The organism is uncultured Roseovarius sp. (genome assembly GCF_947489715.1).
Lineage (GTDB): Bacteria > Pseudomonadota > Alphaproteobacteria > Rhodobacterales > Rhodobacteraceae > Roseovarius.
This window is the reverse complement of sequence record NZ_CANLER010000009.1, coordinates 128,102-150,867: the sequence shown is the minus strand read 5'-3', so window position 1 is coordinate 150,867 and position 22,766 is coordinate 128,102. Positions and strand designations below refer to the sequence as shown.

Below are 22,766 nucleotides of genomic sequence, written 5' to 3'. Positions count from 1 at the left end.
TCAATTACCGCAAAGGCGCCCATCAGCGCCCTGCCCCACCTCCCGGCAAGGGGCGTCAAAGACCGATTTGATGCACGGATAGCTCTCCAGAATATCCGCTCCGCCCGGTACTTTTGCCGGATCGAATTGCCCGGATGACCAAACAGCCACGCCATCGACACTGATCGTCGGGTCCAGCACGTTCAACGAGATTTCGCCCGGTGCGTAATCCCCGCAAGTGTGGAAATGCAGCAGGCGCGGATTACCGAATGCACTGCCGCTCCACCGTTCAAAGTTTTCGGCAGCGGTGGATTTACAGGCGCATCCCGGATGAATGCCCGCATGCCAGGAATGCATGGTAAAGGGGTCCAGCCCGAACATCCCGCCGACGCGCCGGTAATGTGCCTTCGCCGCCTCCACATCGCGCGGATCGCCGTCGATATCGCACAACGCAGCCTCTTTGAAATGAACCGCGATAGGGTGTTCCAGTGCGATCCCGTAGGGCTCATAGAATTTAGAGCCGGTACCAACCAGAAACCCCTCCTGCATGATCACGCCGGAAAACCCGGCAACCGGTATGGGGGCGAAAACCAGCATTGGAAACCGGTCCACGGTGACGTCTGCACCGGATTGGCGAAAGGCGGCACCGGGGCCGCTGAAATTGGTGCCAAGCGGACAGGTGACCTGAATTTCAGTGGCTTTCGACAACATTTCGTTGGTTGCATTTTTCAGCGCGACAAAGCCCTGGTAATTTGCCCGGCCAAAGCCTGATGCCAGCATTTCGGTATCAAGCGCATAGGACATGATCGGGCGTATCCCCTGCATGTCGGCGCTAAACCGGATCTGATCACCGCAGCGGGACAGAAAAAGGGTTCTGTCCGCGGCCTTCATCGCCTCAATCAATGCCGTTGAAATCGGCCCGCCCATCGGGTCAAACGGAGCGGTCCGGACCGAGGCATGGATATCAAGATCGTGGGCACAGCGCAGGACAGCATCGCAGATGGAACTGTCATAATAGCCCTGATCAGGGTTCTCCTGCAGGATCAAAAGCTGATCGCCGCGGGTCAACCCGCCACAATTGAGCAATAGGTTCTCAGCTCCCGCACGAAGATCTGAAGCCCGCATTCCGTCCATCCCGATGATCAAAGCATCATGGTCATGTTATGGGCGAATGCGCATGGCAATCCAACAAAATATTTCTCCTCGGTAGAAAATTCTACTGTGGATTACCGCTGTCTTTTTCGTAAACTGATCTGAAAGCAATCGGAGGACAGCAATGAGCGCGTGGATCAGGATGATACCGGACGACAAGGCGAATGGCCGGCTGAAAGAGTTGTTGAACAAGGCCCGCACCCCGCACGGCACCGTGGACACGGTCATGCGCGTCCATTCCCTCAGACCCGAGACGATGAATGGGCATGTAACGCTTTATCGCTCAGTCCTGCATTCTGACGACAATACGCTGCCATTCTGGTTTCTCGAGGTGGTTGCCAGCTACACGTCGATCCTGAACGACTGCACCTATTCGCTGACGCATCATTTCATGAATGCCCGCAATCTTCTGCTGGACCAGCCCCGCTCTGACAGGATTTTCGTGGCGCTCAAGGCCCACCGCCCCGAAGACGCGTTCGACGGCAAGGAACTGGCCCTTTTGCGCTACGCCGCCAAGCTGACGACGGATGTGGGTAAAATGGTCAAATCCGATTTCGAAGCACTCAGGATCGCGGGCTGCGAGGATGGAGAAATCCTCGAAGTCAATCAGGTCTGCGCCTATTTCAACTATTCCAACCGCCTTCTGAACGGCCTGGGGGCCACGACCGAAAATGACGTTATCGGGTACTATAAAGGGGAAGACACCGCCGGGTAGCGATCGGTATTTCTGAAGGGCCGTCGACAGCGGCATCCCCCAAAGAACCCTGCCCACCTGTCGATCAGGCGGACAAGGTCATGGCTCTGGGTCCAGGCCTAGGCCAGCGCGTCGTTACAGCGCCCGCAGGTGCCCGGATGCGCATGGCTGCCCACATCCGGCAGGATCTTCCAGCAGCGCTGGCATTTCGCGCCATCGGCCTTCTCGAAGACCACGGTCACGCCGTCGACCTCGGGCAGGCGGAACGCCTCGGCCGGGCTGGGGTGATCGGTCAGCGAGATGTCGGAAGTGATGCAGATATCCTCGAAATTCACCGATTTCAGCACCGCCAGCATCTCGGGGTCGCGCACATGCACCACCGGGGCCGCCTCCAGCGAGGCACCGATCACCTTGTCGGTGCGCTGCACCTCAAGTGCTGCGGTGACCGCGCGCCGCGCCTGCCGCACCTGCGCCCATTTCGCCGCCAGCGGTTCATCCAGCCAGTCGGCGGGGGTGGCGGGAATATCGGTCAGATGCACTGAGCTCTCGTCGCCGGGGAACCGTTCCAGCCAGACCTCTTCCATGGTGAAGACCAGCACCGGCGCAAGCCAGGTGGTCAGCCGGTGGAACAGCAGGTCCAGCACCGTGTGCGCCGCGCGCCGGCGGGGCGTGTCGCCATCGCAGTAAAGCACGTCCTTGCGGATGTCGAAATAGAACGCGCTGAGCTCGACAGTGGCAAAGTTGAAAAGCGCCTGGAACACGCCCTGGAAATCATAGGCGGCATAGCCGGTGCGCACCCGGTGATCCAGCTCGGCTAGGCGATGCAGCACCCAGCGCTCCAACTCGGGCATGTCGGCAGGCTCCACCCGGTCGCTTTCGTCGAAATGCGCCAGCGCCCCCAGCATGAAGCGCATGGTGTTGCGCAAACGCCGATAGCTGTCCGCTGTCCCCTTGAGGATTTCCGGCCCGATCCGCTGATCGCCCGTATAATCGACCTGCGCCACCCAAAGCCGCAGGATATCGGCCCCGTATTGCTTGACGACCGCATCCGGGACGATGGTATTGCCAAGCGATTTGGACATCTTGTTGCCCTTCTCGTCCAGCGTAAACCCGTGCGTCAGCACACCGCGATAGGGCGCGCATCCTTGAGTGCCGCAGCTTTGCAGCATCGAGGAATGGAACCAGCCGCGATGCTGGTCCGTACCTTCAAGATAAAGGTCGGCCAGCCCATCCTCGGACCCGTCCTCGCGGTCGCGCAACACAAACGCATGGGTCGATCCGCTGTCAAACCAGACATCAAGGATATCATCGACCTTGATCCACTCATTGGGGTCGTAATCATTGCCGAGGAAGCGTTCCTTGGCACCCTCCTTGTACCAGGCATCGGCGCCTTCGGCCTCGAACGCCTCAAGGATGCGGGCATTAACCGCCTCGTCGCGCAGCAGGAACCCGTCGTCGGTGGGCAACGCGCCGGCCTTCACGAAACAGGTCAGCGGCACGCCCCAGGCGCGTTGCCGGGAAAGTACCCAGTCGGGCCGCGCCTCCATCATCGAATGCAGGCGGTTGCGGCCGGTCTTGGGGGTCCAGTTCACATTGTCGATCTCGGTCAGGGCGCGTTCACGGATGGTGGTGCCGTGGGTGTCCTGCCCGTCACCGACCGGCTTGTCGATGGCGGCAAACCATTGCGGCGTGTTGCGGTAGATCACTGGTGCCTTGGACCGCCATGAATGCGGATAGCTGTGCTTGATCTTGCCGCGCGCCAGAAGCCCGCCGACGGAGGCGAGCTTGTCGATCACGGTCTTATTGGCATCGCCCTCGCCGCCCTTGCGGTTGAGGATGTAGGTGCCACCAAAGAACGGCAGATCAGGGCGGAAAGAGCCGTCATCCAGCACGTTATAGGTGATGACCTGCCCCAGCATGCCCAGATCGCGGTAAAGCTCGTATTCCTCCATCCCGTGCGACGGCGCGCAATGCACGAAACCAGTGCCTTCCTCGTCGGTCACGAAATCGGCAGCACGGAAATCACGCAGATCGTCCCATTCGCCGTTGGACCCTTCGGCCCCGGCCAGCGGATGCTGCAACGAAAGGGCCGAAAGCTCCTCGGCGCTGACGTCACGGACACGTTTCCAGTGATCTTCGCTCAGCCGGGCACGGCCCAGCACATCGCCCGACAGCTTGTCGGCGAGGATGAACCGGTCACCGGGCGCGGCCCAGCATTCCTCGGGCGTGCCGGTGACTTCGTAAAGCCCGTAGGAGAAGTTTTCGCCATAGACCACGGCCTTGTTCGACGGGATCGTCCAGGGGGTCGTTGTCCAGATAACGACCGAGGCACCTTCCAGATCGCCTTCGGTCGCAACCCGGAACTTCACCCAGATCGTGAAGCTGTCCTTGTCGTGATATTCGACCTCGGCCTCGGCCAGGGCGGTTTTCTCGATCGGCGACCACATGACAGGCTTGGACCCCTGGTAGAGCGTGCCGTTCATCAGGAATTTCTGGAACTCCTCGGCGATGATGCGCTCGGCGCGGAAATCCATCGTCAGATAGGGCTTGGACCACTTGCCGGTCACGCCAAGGCGCTTGAATTCGTCGCGCTGGATGTCGATCCAGCCTTCGGCGAATTTGCGGCATTCCTGGCGGAAGTCGATGATATCGACCTCGTCCTTGTTGCGGCCCTTCTTGCGGTACTGTTCCTCGATCTTCCATTCGATCGGCAGTCCGTGGCAGTCCCAGCCGGGGATGTAGCGCGCATCGCGGCCCATCATCTGCTGGGAGCGTACCACCATGTCCTTGAGGATCTTGTTCAGCGCGTGGCCGATATGCAGATGCCCGTTGGCGTAAGGCGGACCGTCATGCAGGGTGAAGGGCGTGCGGTCGCCCTCGGCCACGGCCTTGTCGCGCAGGCGGGTGTAGATGCGAAGCTTGTTCCAGCGCTCCAGCCAGTCGGGCTCGCGCTTGGGCAGGCCCGCGCGCATCGGGAAATCGGTCTGGGGCAGGTTCAGCGTGTCTTTGTAGTCGGGTGTATTATCTGTGGTCTCGGCGCACATCGGTGGCGTCCTTTATATGCGGGTCTTACGGTAAAATCTGGGGGCGGCGCGTTGGTCCATACGCCTTGTCCCGGCGGCTCGATCTGCTCAGAGCGCCGGGCATATAATTCGAATAATGATCGCCAGTATCCGTGTCATGACGCGCCTTATAGGCAGCCACGCTGCAAGGCACAAGATCAATGACCCGCGACTGTGCTAGACTGCCCGGATCAGCGCGAAAGGATGCCCATGTACCAGCCCAAGGATGTCGTGACCTCGGTCGCGGAAATCTACGCCGACCAGCGCCTGCCCTATGACAGCCAGACCGGCAAATTCATTGATCATATCGACGCCCATTGCCAGGTCTGGATCGAACATTCGACCTTTCTGACCATGGCGACGGTGGATAAGGCGGGGAACATGGATGTCTCGCCCAAGGGCGACCCGGCGGGGTTTGTCAAAGTGCTGGACGACAAGACGCTGGCCATTCCCGACCGGCCCGGCAATCACCGCTATGACGGGTTTCAGAACATCTTCGAGACGGGTCGTATCGGGCTGGTCTTTCTGGTGCCGAACCGGAACGAGGTGGTGCGCGTCAATGGCAGCGCGGTGGTGGTGCGCGACAGGACGGTGCGCGAATTGTGCGCGATCAAGGGCCGGGTGCCGGATTTCGCCGTGATCGTGCAGGTGGAAGAGGCGTTTTACCATTGCGGCAAGTCGATCATCCGCTCGCGGCTGTGGTATCCCGACGATCAACTGCCCGTTGACGCTTTGCCGACCTATGCCGAGGCGCTGATCGCCCATGGCAAGCTGACCGAAGCCTATGACGATCTTGCCGCGCGGCTGCAGCACAATGACGAAAAGCGACTTTACGATGAGTAATCGCCCTGCACCTCCGGCGGCAACTTAGGATCAGCGCAGATGTGTCGCGATGTCCGTTGCGTAATGTCGCGGTCGAAAAGCCTGTCGGACCTGCCCGCCACCGCGTCAGTCGTTCACATATTCCCAGACCTTCGAGATCACGACCGAGCCTTCGCCCACCGCCGAGGCGACCCGCTTGACCGATCCGGCGCGCACATCGCCCACGGCGAAAATTCCCGGCTCGGACGTGGCGAAGGGCGAGTTCCGGCCGACTGCGTTGCCGGTTTTCACGAAACCCTTGTCATCCAGTTCGATCAGGTCCGACAGCCAGCCGGTATTGGGCGCCGCACCGGCCATGATGAACAGCCCACTGGTGGCGCAATCGCGCGGGCCGTCGGGGCCTTCTATCGTGATGCCGTCCAGAAAATCCGTCCCGTGCAGCGCCTTGGCCCGTGTGCCGAAATGCACGGTGACGCGGGGATCGGCCTCCAACCGGCTGGACAGGTAATCCGACATCGACGCCGCCAAGGACTGGCCACGGATCATCACATGCACATGTTTGGCGCTGCGCGACAGGTACATTGCCGCCTGCCCCGCCGAGTTGCCGCCGCCGATCACGTAAACCTCGCTGTTGCGGCAATAGCGCGCCTCTGTTTCGGTCGCGGCATAATAGACGCCCGCGCCCTCGAACGTCTCCAGCCGGTCGATCGGCAGGCGGCGATACTGCACGCCAGTGGCGACGATGACCGCGCGGGCGCAAAGCTCCGTCTCGTCGTCAAGGGTGGCGCAAAACACCCCATCGGGGCGCCGCGCCAGCGAACAGACCCGCAGGGGCATGGCGAAACGCGTGCCGAATTTCATCGCCTGCACCTCGCCGCGCCAGACCAGATCACCGCCGGAAATGCCGGTGGGAAAGCCCATGTAATTCTCGATCCGGCTGGAGGTGCCCGCCTGCCCGCCGATGGCGGTATCTTCGATGACCAGCGCGCTCAGCCCCTCGGCACCGGCATAGACCGCCGCGGCCACACCCGCCGGGCCGCCGCCCACGATCAGCACGTCGAAAACCTCGGGCCCACAGACATCAAGCCCCAGCCCCAGCCGCCGGGCGATCAGCGCCGGGGTGGGGTTTTCCAACACCTCGTCCTTGCCGAAAATCACCGCCGGCTGGTCGCGCGGGATCGAACAGGCGCTGGCCTCTTCCCGCGCTTCCGAGGTTTCCAGATCAAGCATCCGCACCGGAATGCGGTTGCGCGAGGCAAAGGACGCGATCCGGCGGATCGCACGGTCACTATCGGCACCGATCAGGGTGATCGCGCTGTCGCGGTCCTCAACCTGGCGGCGGTGACGGGCGGCGAAAACGGTGATGACGATATCGCTCATCTCGGGGATTTTCGCCATCAGGTCCAGCATCACGGCGCGCGGCACCCGGATCACCTGCGTCTCGGTGGCGGCCTGCATCGGCAGCGCATAAGTGCCGCCGTTGAGAAAGGCGATATCGCCCATGAACTGTGTCGGCCCCAGCGAATGCGGCAGGTAGGGCTTGCGGGTGATCGGGTCCAGCACCTCGATCTCGCCCTCCAGCACATAGACGAAATGATCCATCGCGCTGCCCATCTCGCCGACGATCTCACCGGCGGCATAGGTCCGGACCTCACCCGCCTGCCGCAGCGCCTCGACATGGCTGTCATGCAGCGGCGTGCGCTGCATCTGCCTCAGATCCCCGGCCAGACTTTCCATGATCGTCCTCCTCCTGTCGCGCGTCGCATTCCCGTTTCGCCCTCAACATAGAGCACGAAACCGGCGCGTCACGCCCCCGCATCCGCGCAACAGGATTGAAACGCCGCGCGTCCTGCGCCAGATAGGGGGCATGAGCACCGCCCTGCCCCCAAGGTTCACCATCACCCGCCCCGAGATCGAGCGGGTCGTGGCCAGATTCTATGCCGCCATCCGCTCCCATCCGGGCCTGGGGCCTGTCTTTGCGGTGCATGTCGATGACTGGCCCGGCCACGAGGCGAAAGTGGCGGATTTCTGGGCCAATACCATCCTGCATGAACGCAGTTACGACGGCAGCCCGGTCGAGGCGCATGTCAGGGCCGGCAATGTCCGCCCCGGTATGTTCGACAGCTGGCTGGGCCTGTTTGACAGCACTCTGAAGGCCGAACTGACGCCGGATCAGGCCGCCGCCTGGTCGGCGCTGGCGCACCGCATCGGGCGGTCCCTGCGCGCCGCCGTGGTGGACCGCGAAAAACTGCCCGGCGGTGTGCCGAAACTGCGCTGATCGCCTGCATCATGCGGCGTCAGGGCCCGAATTCCAACGCCGTTAAGCCATCGGTAAATCATCTGTCCTAATGTCGCCGGCGGTATTGGTAAGGGATCAGTCTATGTACGGTATGGTGAATGAAGGGATCCACACCTTCATCCAGGCGAATTACGGCGATGGCACCTGGCAGTCGATCTGCGACAAGGCCGGGCTGGACCGCCGGGAATTCGAAAGAATGGCCAGCTATGATGACGCCATCACCTACAGCCTCGTGGGTGCTATCGTCGACCAGACCGGCATTTCCCAGGACGAGGTGCTGCAAATCTTTGGCGGCTACTGGATCGAATTCGTCAACCAGTCGAATTTCGGCAAGCTCATGCGCATGTCCGGCGACAGTTTCGTCGACCGTGTCAACGGGCTGGACGACATGCATGATCGCATCCTGCTGGCCATGCCACATCTGAAACCTCCCTCTTTCGAGCTCGAAGGCGTGGGCGATAAAACCTACCACCTGCACTATTACTCGGATCGGGAGGGGCTGAGCCCGATGGTCATCGGTCTGCTTTACGGTCTGGCCTCGGACACCGGGGAAAAGATCCGCGTCACGCACCTGCCTGCCACCCCTGAAACGTCGGACCACGAAGTGTTCGAAATCGTGATGCTCGACTGACCATTTGATCGGGAGTGTATCCAGAGGGGCCAAATGGATCGTGACAGCTACCATTTTTCGCAGGACACGATGGCGTTACTCTTTCCGATGTACGTCACCCTCGATGCGACCGGCCGGATCGAGGATCATGGCCCGACCCTGTCGCATATTTTTACCGAGGACATCACGGACAGGATGTTCTTTGACGTCTTTACGGTCGAAAAGCCACGCCGCATCGCTGATCTGGACGCACTGCATAAAAGAACCGGCGTAAAACTGGTCATCACGGCCAGGCCCGATCATGGCGAACCCATTCAGTTTCGCAGCGTTGCGATGCGCATGGATGATGATGCCGGGCGCCTCTTTCTGGATTTTTCGATCGGCGTCAGCCTGGCGGATGCGATCAAGCGTTTTGATCTGACGGGCGCGCATTTCCGGCCCAATGATTTCTCGATTGACCTGTTTTACACGTTCGAAACCCAGCGCGCGCTGCTGGATGACAGCACCAAAATGGCCCGGGCCCTGACCTCGGCCAAGGAAGACGCCGAACGCAAGGCCTATATCGACAGCGTGACCGGCATCGCCAATCGCCGCGCGCTCTACATTCATCTCGAAGAGATCCTGAAAGGCCCCAAAAGCGGCGATACCTATGCCTTGCTGCATCTCGATCTCGACAAGTTCAAACTACTCAATGACACTTTTGGCCATGCCGCCGGGGACACGGTTCTCAAACACGCGGCGACGGCGATGCAGGCCCGTATCGGGCCGGCTGATCTGGCGGCCCGCATCGGCGGGGACGAATTTGCGATGGTGTTCCGGGAAAATCACGAAACAGGCGACCTGGAACAGCTTGCACAGAATCTGGCCGCCGAAATCTCGCGCCCGGTGCCGATTGATGGCCATCGCTGCAATGTCGAAGTCAGCATCGGGATCATTCGGTTTCGCGCTGGCGATACCGACGGGGCCGACCGCCTGTTGATGAATTCCGATATCGCGCTTTACGAGGCCAAGCGCCATTCCACCCCGGTCATGATGCTGACACCTGAAATGATACGCACCCATCAGGATCGCCTGTATCTGATTGCCGAGATCGAGGATGGATTGGAAGACAACCAGTTTGTTCCCTTTTTCCAGCCCCAGATCGACCTTGGCACCGGCCAGATCTGCGGGGTCGAGGCTCTGGCGCGCTGGGATCATCCGCAGCTGGGCATCCTGCCGCCGGGCCGTTTTCTGGAAACCGCCATACGCGCCAACCTCATGGGGCGGATCGACCGGATGGTGCGCCGAAAGGCAATTGATTGTCTGGCAGCCTGGCGCCGAGACGGCATCGCGCTGGGCAAGCTCTCTCTCAATGTCACAGCGTCCAACCTGCGCTCTGCCGATTTTGTCGAGGATTTTCAGGATGAGCTGTTCATCGCCGGGCTGATCCCTGGTGACATTCAGATCGAATTGCTTGAATCCATCCTGTTCGATCAGACCGACAAGTTGCTGGTCGATCATTGCCACGCACTGAAAGAGGCGGGATTTGTTCTGGCGCTGGATGATTTCGGCACCGGTCATGCCTCGATCTCCACGTTGATTGACACGCCGATTTCCATGCTCAAGATTGACCGCTCCTTCGTCAGCGGCATTGACCGGCACCCAAGGATGCAAAGCATCTCAGGTTCGTTCCTGGCGATGGCCGAACATCTTGGGCTAAGCGTCATGGCCGAAGGTGTCGAGACCCCGGAAGAGCTGAATATTTTGCACGCGCAGGGTTGCCAGCTGTTTCAGGGCTACCACTTCTCCCCGCCGCGGGCGCAGGACGACATCATCGCCTGGACGCGGGATTGGATGTCGGCGCAGGGCAAGATGGCGCGCCGTCGCTTCTGATCCGGGCGAAAACGTACAGAACAGGCGTACACAATGTACGGAGTTGCAACAATTTCGCGACGGTTGCCACAGGTCCGGCGGGCCCGAGGGCCGCGTTTTCCATGGTTATTTTTGGCTCAGCCCTGACCGAACAATCCGGTCAGCGCCCGCTTGACAATCCCTGTCACCGAGGGGCGTTTGCTGCGGTGAAATGGCAACGGTCGGCACACTTCAATTGCTGCGACACCCACCCGCGCGGTCAGTGCCCCGTTGACGATCCCTTCGCCGAAGCGTCTGGAAAGCTTGGATAAAACGCTGCCGCCTGCAACCGATCCGATCAGATCATCCCCGATGGCGACGGCACCGGTGGCAACCAGATGCGTCATCACCGCGCGCGTCAACCGCCAGCTGCCCAATGTACCCGAACGCCCGCCGTAAATCTCCGCGATCCGACGGATCATCCGGATGTTCGAGGTCAATGCCGCCACCACATCCGCCAGCGCCAGCGGCACAATCGCCGTCACCGTCGCCACCTGCCGCGCCGCCGCCTCCACCTCGCGCCGTGCGGCGCTGTCGAGCGGTTCCAACAATTCCACTTCGGCCAGTCCCAAGAGGCTACTGGCGTCAAACTGGTCACCACCATATTCGGTCAGACGGTCACGACCCCACCGTGTCTCCTCGCGGTTCCTGTAGAAGCCGGTCAGTCTTTCAATGACCTTTCGTGCTTTCGCAAGATCTTGTTCTGAAAGAGATATTTCGGCATCAGCTTGAAGCGTATCGATACGTTTCAAGCGTGAAAATGCTGCCAGTTCTCGCAGGGCAATCGTCAGCATGACCAGCCCTAGGACCGCCAGCAAGCCGGTAACGGACCATCCCAGAAGCGGCGAACGCGCCAGCAAACCGGTGACGAAATCCCAGGCTGCAACCGAAACAACAACACCCAAAAGCGTCAGCAGCAATGACCAGAACCAGCGCGCCAATCGCGATGGACGACGCGCAGCCAAAGCCGCCGCTGCCTGCATCGCCTGTCCCTGCGGTGCCTGGGGCGCATCCGGTACGGGCGGGGCCATATCGGGGCCAGGGGACGTCGCGCTGTCCTCAAGCTCGATCAGAACGGGGCCTTTGGTCATAGCCGGTCTCCAATCAGAAACTGGGCCGCGCGATCAAGCCTGATATGCGGTGGCCCCTCGCCGGGCTTCAGCGTCAGCGGCGCAGGTGCAAATTGCATCACCTGATAATCGGCATCCAGCCATTTTCCAGCTCCCTGTCGCGCAACCGACAAGAGTCGATGCGGATCCTGGGGCAACTCGCCTGGATAAAACGCCGCCTGCTTGCCAGAGCTGAGCAATCGCCCCCGAACACACGGCAATTGACGACCATCATGGGTGATCATCTCTTCAACCGTTGCACGCAATGCCGCCAGCGCAATTGCCTGCGTCTCGGCCCCGGCAAAATCCGCACGGTCCCGCGCCTCTCGGGTCAACGCCTGCATGATCGCGGTCAACCGATCGTGCTGGGTGTGGTGCAAATGGTCCGCCTTGGTGGCGGCAAAGAGGATTTTTTCTACGCGTCGCCCCATCAACAGCCGGGTCAAAAACGCATTCTGACCCGGCCGGAACGCGGTCAGAATCTCAGTCATCGCGCTGCGCATATCCTCCACGGCTTCCGGCCCTCTGTTAATGGCGCCCAGGGCATCCACCAGTACAATCTGACGGTCAATCCGGGCAAAGTGATCGCGAAAAAAGGGTTTTATGATCTGCGACTTATACGCCTCAAATCGGCGCTCCATCTCGCGCCAAAGCGATTTGCGCGGAGAATTTCCGGGATGCACGAGCGGGGCAAATGTCAGCGCAGGAGATCCTGCCAAATCACCGGGAAGCAAAAACCGCCCCGGTGTGCAATCATAGAAACCAGAATCTCGAGCCGCATGCAGGTAAGCGGTAAAACTCTCTGACAGCGATCTTGCGATGGTTTCGTCCAGCTTACCTGCCGCATCCGTGGCCTGCGCGTGGGCCAGGTAATCCGCAGCTTCGGGGCGGTTGGCGATGCGCGTCAGAACATCGTCCGCCCAGCCGGAATAGCTTTTGTCCAGAAGCGCCAGATCCAAAAGCCATTCGCCAGGGTAATCCACGATGTCCAAATGTATCGTTTGCGGCCCGCGCAACCCGCCCAGCAAACCACCTGGACTCACGCGCAGCGAAAGCCTTAGTTCCGATACAGCGCGCGTACTATCTGGCCATTGCGGTGTGTCGGCGGTCAGCGTGCTCAGATGCGTCTCGTAATCGAAACGCGGCACGGTATCGTCGGGCTGAGGTTGCAGAAAAGCTGCCTGAATACGCCCGTCAGCCGCAGCAAGAAGGGCGGGCATCCGCGCGCGATCCATCAGGTTGGCCACCAATGAGGTGATGAAGACGGTCTTGCCGGAGCGCGCAAGTCCGGTCACGCCCAACCGGATGACCGGTTCGAACAAAGCTTCTGAAATCGTGTCGCCAACGCTTTCGATCCCGCGCGTCACGCCATCTGCGATGGTGGTCAGTACCAAATTTTCCGCCCCTCAAACCTATCTATCCGCAAGATAGGCGCGCGAGCAGGCACTTGCCAGAGGGGAGGTTTGGGGGATTGTTCCCCTGCCCGACGCGGTTTATGTGCGGGTTCATGCCAAGATACGCCCTGAAAGTCGAATATCACGGAGCCCCGTTTGCCGGTTGGCAACGCCAGGCTGACCAACGCTCGGTCCAGGCAGCGATCGAAGCTGCATTGTCCAAGCTTGAACTTGGACCGCACACGATCGCCGCCGCCGGGCGCACCGATGCGGGTGTGCATGCGCTGGCGCAGGTGGCGCATTGCGATATGGCCAAGACATGGGACCCGTTTCGCCTGTCCGAAGCGCTGAATTACCACCTGAAGCCTGACCCGGTTGCGATTCTGGCCTGTGCCGCCGTGCCGGATAACTGGCATGCCCGTTTTTCGGCGCTGGAACGGCAGTATTTCTTTCGCCTGCTCACCCGCCGGGCCCCCACGACCCATGCCGCCGGACTGGTCTGGCAGGTCTCGCACGCCCTGGATGTCGGCGCGATGCGCGAAGGTGCTGCGCATCTGCTGGGCAAACATGATTTTACCACCTTCCGCTCGACCATCTGCCAGGCGGCGAGCCCGGTCAAAACCCTTGATGCGCTTGAGATCGAGGCGGTGGAGACCCAAGGCGGCCCCGAGGTACATTTCCACCTGCGCGCGCGATCATTCCTGCACAATCAGGTGCGCAGTTTCGTAGGCACGCTGGAACGGGTGGGCGGTGGAAGCTGGCAACCGGATGACGTCAGGACAGCACTTGAGGCTCGCAACCGCGCCGCCTGTGGCCCGGTCTGCCCGCCACAGGGTCTGTATCTGGCGGGGGTCACGTATCCGGATGATCCCTTTGTCTGATTTACCTTTGATCTTGTCGCCAACGCGCGCTAAAGCTGCCCCCAAGCGGTCCCGTAGCTCAACTGGATAGAGCACCTGACTTCTAATCAGGATGTTGGGGGTTCGAGTCCTCCCGGGATCGCCATTATTTCCCTCGATGTCAAATGCTTGCCCCCACGACGTGACCCAGCAATTTTCAGGAGTTTTCAGCGGAGTTTATGCATGCCTCCTGAATGTATATGCCTATGATTTGTATCTGTGGCTCAGACAGAATCGACCATGAAAACCATCAGTGAATTTCCGCAATGCCAGGGATGCTCGGCGGTTCAATACCGACCGTGTGAGTCAGCGCATTAAGGAAGGCAATCAGATCCCATTTTTCACGATCTGTCAGGTTCAAGGGTTCAATCAGTGGCGAAAGATTATCATGGCGATCACCGCCGCGGTCGTAAAATTCGACCACCTTTTCCAGCGTGCCAATCGACCCATCATGCATGTAGGGGGCAGTTAAAGCCACATTGCGCAGGCCCGGTGTTTTGAAGGCGCCCCTAAATTCAGCCTTTTTGTCCTCGTCTTCGATTTTGGCGCTGCGGCCCTCATCGTCACTATCGACCCCAATATTGTGGAACTGCCAGTCCGTCAGATTGGGTCCGTTATGGCACGCGGCGCAGTTGCCTTTGCCTTCGTAAATCTCAAACCCGCGCCGGGCCTCCACCGACAACGCCGTAGGGTCGCCCGCGATATATCTGTCATATGCTGAATCGTTGCTGACCAGCGAACGTTCAAACGCTGCAATCGCCAGCGCCATATTAAGATGCGTCACCTCGCCGTTGGGCGGGAACGCCTGTTTGAACATGTCCTGATAGGCCGGTTCTGCCTTCACCTTGGGTAGAAAGCCGTCATAGATCTTGCGGGAGCGCATGGATTTGAAAGCCTGGCTCTCCAGTGGTTCAAGGCAGACTTCTGTATTCGTATCTTCCGGTGTAAAACACTGACCCGCTGGTGTGCGCCCGTCCCAATGAACAACGGGCGCATCGGTGAGGTTGTATATTGTGGGCGAATTGCGTTTCGCGCGACCCCAATCCTTATGCGCCGTCAAATCGCGTGCGACGCTGTCGGCGAACGCCGCATGCGGGCTGTGACAGCTTGCGCAGGACTGGTCTTCGGAAAGTACCAGCCGGGGATCAAAGAACAGATGCCGCCCAAGATCTACGGCGGCATCGCTGCGCGGCGTGCCTTCGGGCCAAGTCATGCGGTCATTGACTGGTGTGCGTGATGTGTCCGCGAACACAATACTGGCGCTGAGCGCGGTGAGGATGAAAAGGGAAATAACGGTCGGGAAGTAAGGTCGGATATGAAAAGTCATTGTAATCTCCTCAATCAATTCGGCTTGGACAATAAATTGCGCGTGGTGCGCGCCGGTAATGCAATTCGCTCTTAAAATATGGGCCGATACGGCATAAATTGCCGGGCCTTGAGGGTTAAGTTTATCACAGAAGCGCCGTTCAGGCTATCGCGGGGCCGTTCTCTGAGCGCTTGCTCGCCGTCATCCGGTCACCGGCAGGGCGGCGTCCGCCTTGAGTTGATCCATGACTATCTGGCTATGCACGTGGCCGATCGAGGGGTGGGGCAGCAGGACATTCTGGATCAACCTGTTCAGCGCCGACAGATCGGTGCAAAACACGCGAAGCAGATAATCCGCATCCCCGGTCATGGTCCAGGCGGCTGTGATCTCGCGTTCGGACTGGATCAGGCGGTTGATGGCCGAATGCGTTTCGGCGGTTTGTGCCCCGGTCTGGATTTCAATGAAAGCTTGTACCGACAGCCCCAGCTTTTCGGCGCTGACCTTGCAGCTTGTGCCGGTGATGTAGCCGTCCTGCTCCAGCCGCTGACGGCGGCGCCCGACCTGCGACGGCGACAGGTTCAGCACCTCGGACAGGCGCTGCGCGGAAGTCTGGGCGTTGCTTTGCAGCATCTCCAGCAGACGGGTATCTATGTAATCGAGTTCGGCCATGCGTTAATCATGCGTATTTTTATATAATCATGCAATATCTGCGTAAATATTAATGATATCTTCCAGATTGACGCGCATTAAACGCATGCCGGATGCGGTATGATTGTCGGGACAATTTGAGCCTGATCAGGAGGAAACCTTGGGCCCTTTTCCGCATGACGCACCGAAAGCAACGATCTCAGACGCCAATCCGGTTGGCACGGACGGGTTCGAATTCGTCGAATTCGCCCATCCCGAGCCGGAAGAGCTGCGGGCGCTGTTCACGAAAATGGGCTACACGCACACCGCCAACCACAAGACCAAGGATATCCAGCTTTGGCAGCAGGGCGACATCACCTATGTCCTGAACAACGAGCCCGGCAGCCACGCCCGGCTGTTTGTCGAGGAACATGGGCCCTGCGCCCCGTCAATGGGATGGCGGGTGGTGGATGCGCAGCACGCGTTCGACCACGCCGTAAGCAAGGGCGCTGTCCCCTATACCGGGCCGAAAAAGACAATGGATGTGCCCGCAATCGAAGGGATCGGCGGATCGCTGATCTATTTCATCGACAAGTATTACGAGGCCAACCCCTATAACGCCGAATTCGACTGGGTGGCGGATACGCACCCCGTCGGTGTCGGGTTCTATTACCTCGATCACCTCACCCATAACGTCCACAAGGGCAACATGGACATCTGGTTCCGGTTCTACGGCGATCTGTTCGGCTTTCGCGAAATCCGGTTCTTTGACATCGAGGGCAAGCATACCGGATTGCTCAGCCGGGCGCTGACCTCGCCCTGTGGGCGCATCCGTATTCCGATCAACGAGGACCGGGGCGAGACCGGTCAGATCGTGGAATACCTCAAGCGGTACAAGGGCGAAGGCATCCAGCATATCGCCGTCGGTTCGGACGATATCTACCGGGCGACGGATGCGATTGCCGAGCGCGGGCTGAAATTCATGCCGAAACCGCTGGACACCTATTACGAGCTGAGCAAATCGCGAGTGGTGGACCATGCCGAGCCGATTGACCGGCTGAAAAAGCACGGCATCCTGATTGACGGCGAAGGCGTGCTGGATGGCGGCGAAACCAAGATCCTGCTGCAGATTTTTTCCAAAACCGTGATCGGTCCGATATTCTTTGAGTTCATCCAGCGAAAGGGTGACGAGGGTTTCGGCGAAGGCAATTTCAAGGCATTGTTCGAAAGCATCGAAGCGGATCAGATCGCGCGTGGCGTCCTGCAGGTGGAGTAGATCATATGGACCGGCAACTGCCTTCTCACAGAATGACCTGTGCCACGGATTATGTCGGCACCCGTCCCGGCTACATGCCGGGCTTTGGCAATGATTTCGAGACCGAGGTGCTGCCGGGGGCCCTGCCGCAGGGCATGAATTCGCCGCAGAAGGTGAATTACGGCCTTTATGGTGAGCAGCTGACCGGCACGGCGTTTACCGCCCCCAGCCACCAGAACGAACGGACCTGGTGCTATCGCATCCGCCCGTCGGTCAAGCACACGCACCGGTTTGAAAAGATCGACCTGCCCTACTGGAAATCGGCGCCGCATATCGACCCGGACGTGATCAGCCTTGGCCAGTACCGTTGGGACCCGGTGCCGCATTCGGACCAGCCGCTGACATGGCTGACCGGCATGCGCACCATGACCACCGCAGGCGACGTGAATACACAGGTCGGCATGGCCAGCCATATCTACCTGGTCACGCAAAGCATGGAGGACGCGTATTTCTTCTCGGCCGATTCCGAATTGCTGGTGGTGCCGCAGGAGGGGCGCTTACGGTTCCTGACCGAGTTGGGTGTCATCGACCTTGAGCCGCAGGAAATTGCGGTGATCCCGCGCGGCCTTGTCTACCGGGTCGAGGTGATCGACGGCCCCGCGCGCGGCTTTGTCTGTGAAAACTACGGGCAGAAATTCGACCTGCCAGGGCGCGGCCCGATCGGTGCCAACTGCATGGCCAACCGGCGCGATTTCAAGACACCCGTCGCGGCCTACGAGGATCGCGATGCGCCATCGACCGTCACCGTGAAATGGTGCGGGCAGTTCCATGAAACCCGGATCGATCATTCGCCGCTGGATGTGGTGGCGTGGCACGGCAATTATGCGCCCTGCAAATACGATCTGCGCACCTACTGCCCCGTGGGCGCGATCCTGTTCGACCACCCGGACCCGTCGATCTTTACAGTGCTGACCGCGCCGTCGGGTGTCGAGGGCACCGCCAATATCGACTTTGTGCTGTTTCGCGACCGCTGGATGGTGGCCGAGGATACGTTCCGCCCGCCTTGGTACCACAAGAACGTCATGTCCGAACTGATGGGCAATATCCACGGCATTTACGATGCCAAGCCCAAGGGATTCGTCCCCGGTGGCATGTCGCTGCACAACATGATGCTGCCGCACGGGCCGGACAAGAACGCCTTTGAGGGGGCGTCCAACGCCGATCTCAGGGCCGAAAAGTTGAGTGACACGATGTCCTTCATGTTCGAAACGCGGTTTCCCCAACATCTGACCGCCTTTGCCGCGACTGAGGCGCCGTTGCAGGACGATTACATTGATTGCTGGACCGATCTTGAGAAGAAATTCGACGGCACCCCCGGCAAGAAATAACGAAAGAACCCACATGCCCCTGATCAAAAGCTGGGTCGCGTCGGCAAATTCGCCCGACACGCCGTTTCCGCTGAACAACCTGCCTTTCGGCGTCTTTTCAACGGCCGGAACCACGCCCCGTTGCGGGGTGGCCATCGGTGATCTGATCCTGGATCTGGCAGCCACGGACAATGCGGGACTGCTTGAGGTTGACGGTGGTCCCGTCTTCGACCGGCCAAACTGGAACGGCTTCATGGCGCTTGGCCCCGAAGCCTGGGCACAGTTGCGCGCGCGGCTGACGGAGCTGCTGGGAGATGGCGCAGCAGCGCGCCCGCAGCTTGAACCCTTGATGCTCCCGCAGGTCGACGCAGAACTGCATCTGCCCATTTCGGTCACCGAATACACGGATTTCTACGCAGGCATGCAGCACGCGAAAAACATGGGCGCGATTCTGCGCGGGTCACCCGACCTTCCCGCGAATTGGCTGCATATCCCGATCGGGTATAATGGGCGCGCGTCATCTGTCGTGGTCTCGGGCACGGATATTCATCGCCCGAACGGGCAAACCAAAGCGCCCGATGCCGAAGCGCCAAGCTTCGGTCCGTCGAAACGGCTGGATATCGAGCTGGAGCTGGGCGCTATCGTCGGTACGCCGTCGGAACTCGGCGCGCCCGTCACGGTCGATCAGGCTGACGCGATGATCTTTGGCTACGTGTTGCTGAATGACTGGTCGGCGCGCGATATCCAGGGGTGGGAATATCAGCCGCTGGGGCCGTTTCAGGGAAAGGCGTTCGGCACCTCGATTTCCCCGTGGATCGTGACGGCGGCTGCGCTGGACCCCTTCCGCGCGCCAGTGCCGGACCGGGAAAAGCCCCTTTTGCCCTATCTGCACAGCAAGATTGACGGGTTGTTCGATATCGAACTTGAGGTGCAGATGCAGCCGGCGGGCGCAGATCGCCCCTCGACGCTGAGCCGGACCAACTACAATCGCATGTATTATTCGGCCGCCGAGCAACTGTGCCACCATGCGGTTGGCGGATGCGGTATGCGGGTTGGCGACCTTTTGGGCTCTGGCACGATTTCCGGGCCTGAGCGGCATGAATACGGCTCCCTGATGGAGCTGAGCTGGGCCGGGCGCGACCCCTTCACGCTCGATACCGGCGAGACCCGCAGCTTCATCGAAGATGGCGACACCATGGTCTTGCGCGGCGCGGCCAAGGGCGATGGCTATCAGATCGGGTTTGGCGACTGCTCGGGTAGAATACTGCCCGCGCGACAGCTGCCCTGACCCGCTCGGCATGAGGGGCAAGTTGCAGGGCAAAACCGTGCTTTTCGATTATTGGCGGTCCTCCGCAAGCTACCGTGTGCGGATTGCGCTTTATCTGGCGGATATCGCGTTTGAGACCGTCGCGGTCGATCTGTCCGCCGAGGACCATACTGCCCCCGCACATCTGGCCAGAAACCCGCAGGGATTTGTGCCGGTGCTTGACATCGACGGGCAGCGATTCACGCAATCGCTTGGCATAATCGACTATCTGGACACGATCCGACAGCTTGGCCTCTGGCCCCTGGACCCCGTGCACCGCGCACAGGTCAATGGCGTGGTCGGCAGCATCGCGATTGATACCCACCCGGTATGTAATTTGTCTGTCGCCAATTACGCGAGCGGGGATGACCCAACCCGCCGTTCAGAGTGGATGCAGCATTTCATCACCAAGGGTTTGTGCGCCACCGAAGCCCTCTTGCAGGGATTTCCCGAAACCATTTATTCAGCAGATGATCAGCCTGGCATCATAGATATTTGCCTCATTCCACAACTCTATAATGCACACCGTTGGCAGGTAGACTATCGTCATCTCAACCGGATCGTGGCAATTTCAGAAGCCTGTCGGGACCACCCGGCCTTTGTCAGGGCAAGGCCCTCGAAACCGGAAGCTTAACCCCAAAATTTAGTCTTTCCGTCCATGTTGAACGTAATCATTCAACAGCGGGCAAAATTACAGCGTTCAGCCAGAATTCGCGCAACCGGACTATGCTTGCAAGGAGACCGTCCAGTTCCATCTGTTTTTGGAGATATGCGTTAGCTCCAGCGCGGTAGCTTGCTTCGATATCCCGGCGATCAGTCGAGGACGTCAGGACGATGACTGGGATCATGAGTAAATCATCTTCGTTCTTGATGCGCGAAATCACTTCAAGACCGGTAACACCGAGAAGATTGAGATCCAACAAGATTAGCGCCGGCAGCGGCTTGTCATTGGGCGGCTCATAGGCACCTCTGGAGGTTAGAAAATCCAGCGCATCGTGTCCGGACGCACAACGCTCAATCAAACCGATGAAACGGCCATCGCTCTGAATCGCGCTCTCGACAGCTTCAAAGTCATCGTCATTATCCTCGACAATCAGGATACTCTGGTTTTGAGCACGCTCTATCATCCACGATTACCTTTCCAATCAATCTGATCTTTTCGGTGTCTGCTCTCGAAAGACCGGCGCATATTTGCACGAGCAGATCAAATTACACGATCAGGAGATTGCCTGAGAAGATGCCGACCCGGCCAATATCTCCGCGTTCTCCGGAAGCGGGAACGAGAAAAAGAAGCTTGATCCTTCGCCGGGTGAAGATTTTAGTCCAAACTCGCCACCGCGTTCCTCGACAATCCATTTCACAAAGGCCAGACCTGCACCGGTCCCGGGGCCGAAATCCTGCTCGGCGTTCAGACGCGTGAAAATCTCAAAGACCTTTTCGTGAAACCTATTGTCAATGCCGATGCCATTGTCCCTTACATAAAATACATTTTTGACTGTTCTCCCATCAATCTCGATGCTTTCGGCAAAACCAACATTGATGATTTTCGGGTCGGAGTTGTTGTACTTCAGGGCATTTGCAATAAGGTTCTGAAACACCGTCAACACGCGAGCGGGGTCGGCTTTTACGGTGGGAAGTTCAGTATCGACCACAAGCTCGGACGCGCTCCCATCGGCGAATTCCTCAAACAACTTACGACTCTTTTCAACAATTTCCGTAGCGTTAACAATGGTTTCCGTGGCCTCTTCGCGGCCAAGGCGTGAAAACCGCAACAGATCTGCAATCAACTGCTCCATACGCACACCTAATTCAACGATGCGGCGCCCTCGCTTCTGAGCAGCGTCCGATAGCTTTTCACGCAGCAGGAAATTGGCGTTGGTTGTTATGCCGCGCAACGGCTCTTTCAGGTCGTGCGAGGCGATATAAGCGAATTCGTCCAATGCGTGGTTTGATCGCTCTAAGTCAGCAACCAGCTTTGCCAGTTTCTTGCTGGCCTCTTGCAGCTTTTCGTTTTCACGAACCTTGAGCATTTCCAGATGGTACTTAACCGAAAACTTAACCTTGGCCCGCAGGCTTTCCACAACGATTGGCTTGAGCATGTAATCGACCGCACCCAGGTCATATCCGCGGTTAACCTGAAGCCCCGCTTCCTCGTGCCCGGTTAGAAAAATAATCGGAATTTCGCGCGACAACTCCCGCTCCCGAATGGCCTGGGCGGTTTCAAAACCATTCATTCCCGGCAATCCTACATCCAGAACGATCATCGCGAAGTCGCGCCGAAGGATCTCGATCAATGCGTTTTCACCAGAATCAACGCCAACAACATCTATCTCCAGATCATCAAGCGCAGCCCTGACCGCAATTCTGGAATTAGCGTCGTCATCCACAACCAAAATATACGGCTTTTCCTCGGCCTCACACATCAACCGGCCCTTCCTGCGTCAATAAGGTCTGCAAACATTCAATGATCTGGGCCACGTTCATCACCTCGGCCGAAGGCACCTTTCGTATCGCGGCCTTGGGCATCGTCGAAGCCTTTGCCGTCTCGGGATTCTGAACAATGACACGTCCACCGTGATTATGAAGTTGCAACGCACCAAATGCGCCGTCCTTGGACGCTCCACTCAGAATTACACCGACCGATCGCCGTCCAAATTCACGCGCGACAGAGGCAAATAGCACGTCAATACTGGGACGCGCATGATGTTCAGGAGGGTCACTTGAAAGGCAAATGGATTTGCCATCGAGTATCATGTGATAGTCCGGCGGTGCCAGATAAACGGCACCGTTTGACAGAATATCCTTGTCGTAAGGTTCAACAATCGCGGGCATTCCACGAGATCTTAGCAACCGCATGAGAGTGTCATTCGATTCTCTGTGTCGATGCAACGCAATCGCGATTGTCACCTCGAAATTGCTTGGCAGATTACCGAGAATTTCATGCAATATCCCGATGCTGCCACGCGACCCCCCGATACATATCATTGAAAAATCA

20 protein-coding genes and 1 tRNA gene are annotated in these 22,766 nt (G+C 59.2%); 11 read left to right on the top strand and 10 right to left on the bottom strand.

Translation table 11 applies throughout. The features are described from left to right. Complete coding sequence (locus Q1B27_RS19880) at window positions 1-1,104, bottom strand: hypothetical protein (protein ID WP_299850298.1); 1,104 nt, start codon at window positions 1,102-1,104, stop codon at window positions 1-3. Between the two features lie 151 nt (window positions 1,105-1,255). Between Q1B27_RS19880 and Q1B27_RS19875 the strand changes: the two genes are divergently transcribed. After that, the gene (locus tag Q1B27_RS19875; protein WP_299850296.1) at window positions 1,256-1,846 is read left to right on the top strand and encodes a carboxymuconolactone decarboxylase family protein; all 591 of its coding nucleotides are present in this window, start codon (window positions 1,256-1,258) and stop codon (window positions 1,844-1,846) included. A gap of 98 nt (window positions 1,847-1,944) precedes the next feature. Here the strand turns inward: Q1B27_RS19875 and ileS are convergent, their stop codons facing one another. Continuing rightward, the gene (gene ileS / locus Q1B27_RS19870; protein ID WP_299850294.1) at window positions 1,945-4,869 is read right to left on the bottom strand and encodes an isoleucine--tRNA ligase; all 2,925 of its coding nucleotides are present in this window, start codon (window positions 4,867-4,869) and stop codon (window positions 1,945-1,947) included. Window positions 4,870-5,097: 228 nt separating this feature from the next. On the opposite strand from ileS, the gene Q1B27_RS19865 reads away from it, so the two are divergent. Further along, the gene (locus tag Q1B27_RS19865) at window positions 5,098-5,730 is read left to right on the top strand and encodes an MSMEG_1061 family FMN-dependent PPOX-type flavoprotein (RefSeq protein ID WP_299850292.1); all 633 of its coding nucleotides are present in this window, start codon (window positions 5,098-5,100) and stop codon (window positions 5,728-5,730) included. Between the two features lie 105 nt (window positions 5,731-5,835). Here Q1B27_RS19865 and Q1B27_RS19860 read toward each other — a convergent pair whose 3' ends face one another. Continuing rightward, window positions 5,836-7,446, bottom strand: coding sequence for a cyclic nucleotide-binding domain-containing thioredoxin-disulfide reductase (locus tag Q1B27_RS19860; protein WP_299850290.1), 1,611 nt, complete (start codon window positions 7,444-7,446; stop codon window positions 5,836-5,838). A gap of 130 nt (window positions 7,447-7,576) precedes the next feature. Between Q1B27_RS19860 and Q1B27_RS19855 the strand changes: the two genes are divergently transcribed. From Q1B27_RS19855 to Q1B27_RS19845, 3 genes are all read left to right on the top strand, one after another. After that, complete coding sequence (locus Q1B27_RS19855) at window positions 7,577-7,987, top strand: group III truncated hemoglobin (protein ID WP_299850289.1); 411 nt, start codon at window positions 7,577-7,579, stop codon at window positions 7,985-7,987. Between the two features lie 103 nt (window positions 7,988-8,090). Beyond that, window positions 8,091-8,639, top strand: a complete 549-nt coding sequence (locus Q1B27_RS19850) for a heme NO-binding domain-containing protein (RefSeq protein ID WP_299850287.1) — start codon at window positions 8,091-8,093, stop codon at window positions 8,637-8,639. Window positions 8,640-8,672: 33 nt separating this feature from the next. Next, entirely contained in the window at window positions 8,673-10,490 is a 1,818-nt protein-coding gene (locus tag Q1B27_RS19845) for a bifunctional diguanylate cyclase/phosphodiesterase (protein ID WP_299850285.1), read from the top strand. A 116-nt stretch (window positions 10,491-10,606) separates the two neighbouring features. On the opposite strand, the gene Q1B27_RS19840 is transcribed toward Q1B27_RS19845, so the two are convergent. Together Q1B27_RS19840 and Q1B27_RS19835 are read right to left on the bottom strand one after the other, a co-directional pair. Continuing rightward, window positions 10,607-11,599, bottom strand: a complete 993-nt coding sequence (locus Q1B27_RS19840) for a YcjF family protein (protein WP_299850283.1) — start codon at window positions 11,597-11,599, stop codon at window positions 10,607-10,609. After that, window positions 11,596-13,011 (bottom strand): YcjX family protein, encoded by a 1,416-nt coding sequence (locus Q1B27_RS19835; protein WP_299850281.1) that lies wholly within the window; start codon window positions 13,009-13,011, stop codon window positions 11,596-11,598. The genes Q1B27_RS19840 and Q1B27_RS19835 overlap by 4 nt, the downstream gene beginning before the upstream one ends. 113 nt (window positions 13,012-13,124) lie before the next feature. On the opposite strand from Q1B27_RS19835, the gene truA reads away from it, so the two are divergent. After that, on the top strand, window positions 13,125-13,892 hold the full coding sequence (gene truA, locus Q1B27_RS19830; RefSeq protein ID WP_299850279.1) for a tRNA pseudouridine(38-40) synthase TruA: 768 nt from the start codon (window positions 13,125-13,127) through the stop codon (window positions 13,890-13,892). Window positions 13,893-13,939: 47 nt separating this feature from the next. Beyond that, a tRNA-Arg gene (locus tag Q1B27_RS19825) sits at window positions 13,940-14,016 on the top strand. Window positions 14,017-14,160: 144 nt separating this feature from the next. Here Q1B27_RS19825 and Q1B27_RS19820 read toward each other — a convergent pair. After that, window positions 14,161-15,237, bottom strand: a complete 1,077-nt coding sequence (locus tag Q1B27_RS19820; RefSeq protein ID WP_299850276.1) for a cytochrome c peroxidase — start codon at window positions 15,235-15,237, stop codon at window positions 14,161-14,163. A gap of 180 nt (window positions 15,238-15,417) precedes the next feature. Then, the gene (locus Q1B27_RS19815) at window positions 15,418-15,885 is read right to left on the bottom strand and encodes an Lrp/AsnC family transcriptional regulator (RefSeq protein ID WP_299850273.1); all 468 of its coding nucleotides are present in this window, start codon (window positions 15,883-15,885) and stop codon (window positions 15,418-15,420) included. A 139-nt stretch (window positions 15,886-16,024) separates the two neighbouring features. Between Q1B27_RS19815 and hppD the strand changes: the two genes are divergently transcribed. The 4 genes from hppD to maiA are packed head-to-tail and all read left to right on the top strand — an operon-like array spanning window position 16,025 to window position 20,405. Then, window positions 16,025-17,119: a 4-hydroxyphenylpyruvate dioxygenase gene (hppD, locus tag Q1B27_RS19810; RefSeq protein WP_299850269.1), complete on the top strand. Its 1,095-nt coding sequence runs from the start codon at window positions 16,025-16,027 to the stop codon at window positions 17,117-17,119. 32 nt (window positions 17,120-17,151) lie between these two features. Further along, complete coding sequence (gene hmgA / locus Q1B27_RS19805) at window positions 17,152-18,486, top strand: homogentisate 1,2-dioxygenase (RefSeq protein ID WP_299850440.1); 1,335 nt, start codon at window positions 17,152-17,154, stop codon at window positions 18,484-18,486. Window positions 18,487-18,499: 13 nt separating this feature from the next. Then, window positions 18,500-19,753: a fumarylacetoacetase gene (gene fahA / locus Q1B27_RS19800; protein WP_299850266.1), complete on the top strand. Its 1,254-nt coding sequence runs from the start codon at window positions 18,500-18,502 to the stop codon at window positions 19,751-19,753. 22 nt (window positions 19,754-19,775) lie between these two features. Then, window positions 19,776-20,405: a maleylacetoacetate isomerase gene (maiA, locus tag Q1B27_RS19795; protein ID WP_299850262.1), complete on the top strand. Its 630-nt coding sequence runs from the start codon at window positions 19,776-19,778 to the stop codon at window positions 20,403-20,405. Between the two features lie 37 nt (window positions 20,406-20,442). Here the strand turns inward: maiA and Q1B27_RS19790 are convergent, their stop codons facing one another. The 3 genes from Q1B27_RS19790 to Q1B27_RS19780 form a co-directional block, all read right to left on the bottom strand. Further along, a complete protein-coding gene (locus Q1B27_RS19790) occupies window positions 20,443-20,898 on the bottom strand; it encodes a response regulator (protein WP_299850259.1) in 456 nt (151 codons plus the stop codon). A 90-nt stretch (window positions 20,899-20,988) separates the two neighbouring features. Further along, window positions 20,989-22,194 (bottom strand): response regulator, encoded by a 1,206-nt coding sequence (locus tag Q1B27_RS19785; protein ID WP_299850257.1) that lies wholly within the window; start codon window positions 22,192-22,194, stop codon window positions 20,989-20,991. Further along, window positions 22,187-22,756: a chemotaxis protein CheB gene (locus Q1B27_RS19780; RefSeq protein WP_299850438.1), complete on the bottom strand. Its 570-nt coding sequence runs from the start codon at window positions 22,754-22,756 to the stop codon at window positions 22,187-22,189. The genes Q1B27_RS19785 and Q1B27_RS19780 overlap by 8 nt, the downstream gene beginning before the upstream one ends. Window positions 22,757-22,766 lie beyond the last annotated feature (10 nt).

What these genes read in the sequence shown, in the direction of transcription:
- Q1B27_RS19855 (WP_299850289.1), top strand. Translation starts at nt 7,577, where the DNA reads ATGAGCACCGCCCTGCCCCCAAGGTTCACCATCACCCGCCCCGAGATC.
- Q1B27_RS19790 (WP_299850259.1), bottom strand. Translation starts at nt 20,898, where the DNA reads ATGATAGAGCGTGCTCAAAACCAGAGTATCCTGATTGTCGAGGATAAT.
- Q1B27_RS19815 (WP_299850273.1), bottom strand. Translation starts at nt 15,885, where the DNA reads ATGGCCGAACTCGATTACATAGATACCCGTCTGCTGGAGATGCTGCAA.
- hmgA (WP_299850440.1), top strand. Translation starts at nt 17,152, where the DNA reads ATGACCTGTGCCACGGATTATGTCGGCACCCGTCCCGGCTACATGCCG.
- ileS (WP_299850294.1), bottom strand. Translation starts at nt 4,869, where the DNA reads ATGTGCGCCGAGACCACAGATAATACACCCGACTACAAAGACACGCTG.
- Q1B27_RS19845 (WP_299850285.1), top strand. Translation starts at nt 8,673, where the DNA reads ATGGATCGTGACAGCTACCATTTTTCGCAGGACACGATGGCGTTACTC.
- Q1B27_RS19820 (WP_299850276.1), bottom strand. Translation starts at nt 15,237, where the DNA reads ATGACTTTTCATATCCGACCTTACTTCCCGACCGTTATTTCCCTTTTC.
- Q1B27_RS19875 (WP_299850296.1), top strand. Translation starts at nt 1,256, where the DNA reads ATGAGCGCGTGGATCAGGATGATACCGGACGACAAGGCGAATGGCCGG.
- Q1B27_RS19840 (WP_299850283.1), bottom strand. Translation starts at nt 11,599, where the DNA reads ATGACCAAAGGCCCCGTTCTGATCGAGCTTGAGGACAGCGCGACGTCC.
- fahA (WP_299850266.1), top strand. Translation starts at nt 18,500, where the DNA reads ATGCCCCTGATCAAAAGCTGGGTCGCGTCGGCAAATTCGCCCGACACG.
- truA (WP_299850279.1), top strand. Translation starts at nt 13,125, where the DNA reads ATGCCAAGATACGCCCTGAAAGTCGAATATCACGGAGCCCCGTTTGCC.
- Q1B27_RS19865 (WP_299850292.1), top strand. Translation starts at nt 5,098, where the DNA reads ATGTACCAGCCCAAGGATGTCGTGACCTCGGTCGCGGAAATCTACGCC.
- Q1B27_RS19780 (WP_299850438.1), bottom strand. Translation starts at nt 22,756, where the DNA reads ATGATATGTATCGGGGGGTCGCGTGGCAGCATCGGGATATTGCATGAA.
- Q1B27_RS19860 (WP_299850290.1), bottom strand. Translation starts at nt 7,446, where the DNA reads ATGGAAAGTCTGGCCGGGGATCTGAGGCAGATGCAGCGCACGCCGCTG.
- Q1B27_RS19850 (WP_299850287.1), top strand. Translation starts at nt 8,091, where the DNA reads ATGTACGGTATGGTGAATGAAGGGATCCACACCTTCATCCAGGCGAAT.
- Q1B27_RS19880 (WP_299850298.1), bottom strand. Translation starts at nt 1,104, where the DNA reads ATGCGGGCTTCAGATCTTCGTGCGGGAGCTGAGAACCTATTGCTCAAT.
- Q1B27_RS19785 (WP_299850257.1), bottom strand. Translation starts at nt 22,194, where the DNA reads ATGTGTGAGGCCGAGGAAAAGCCGTATATTTTGGTTGTGGATGACGAC.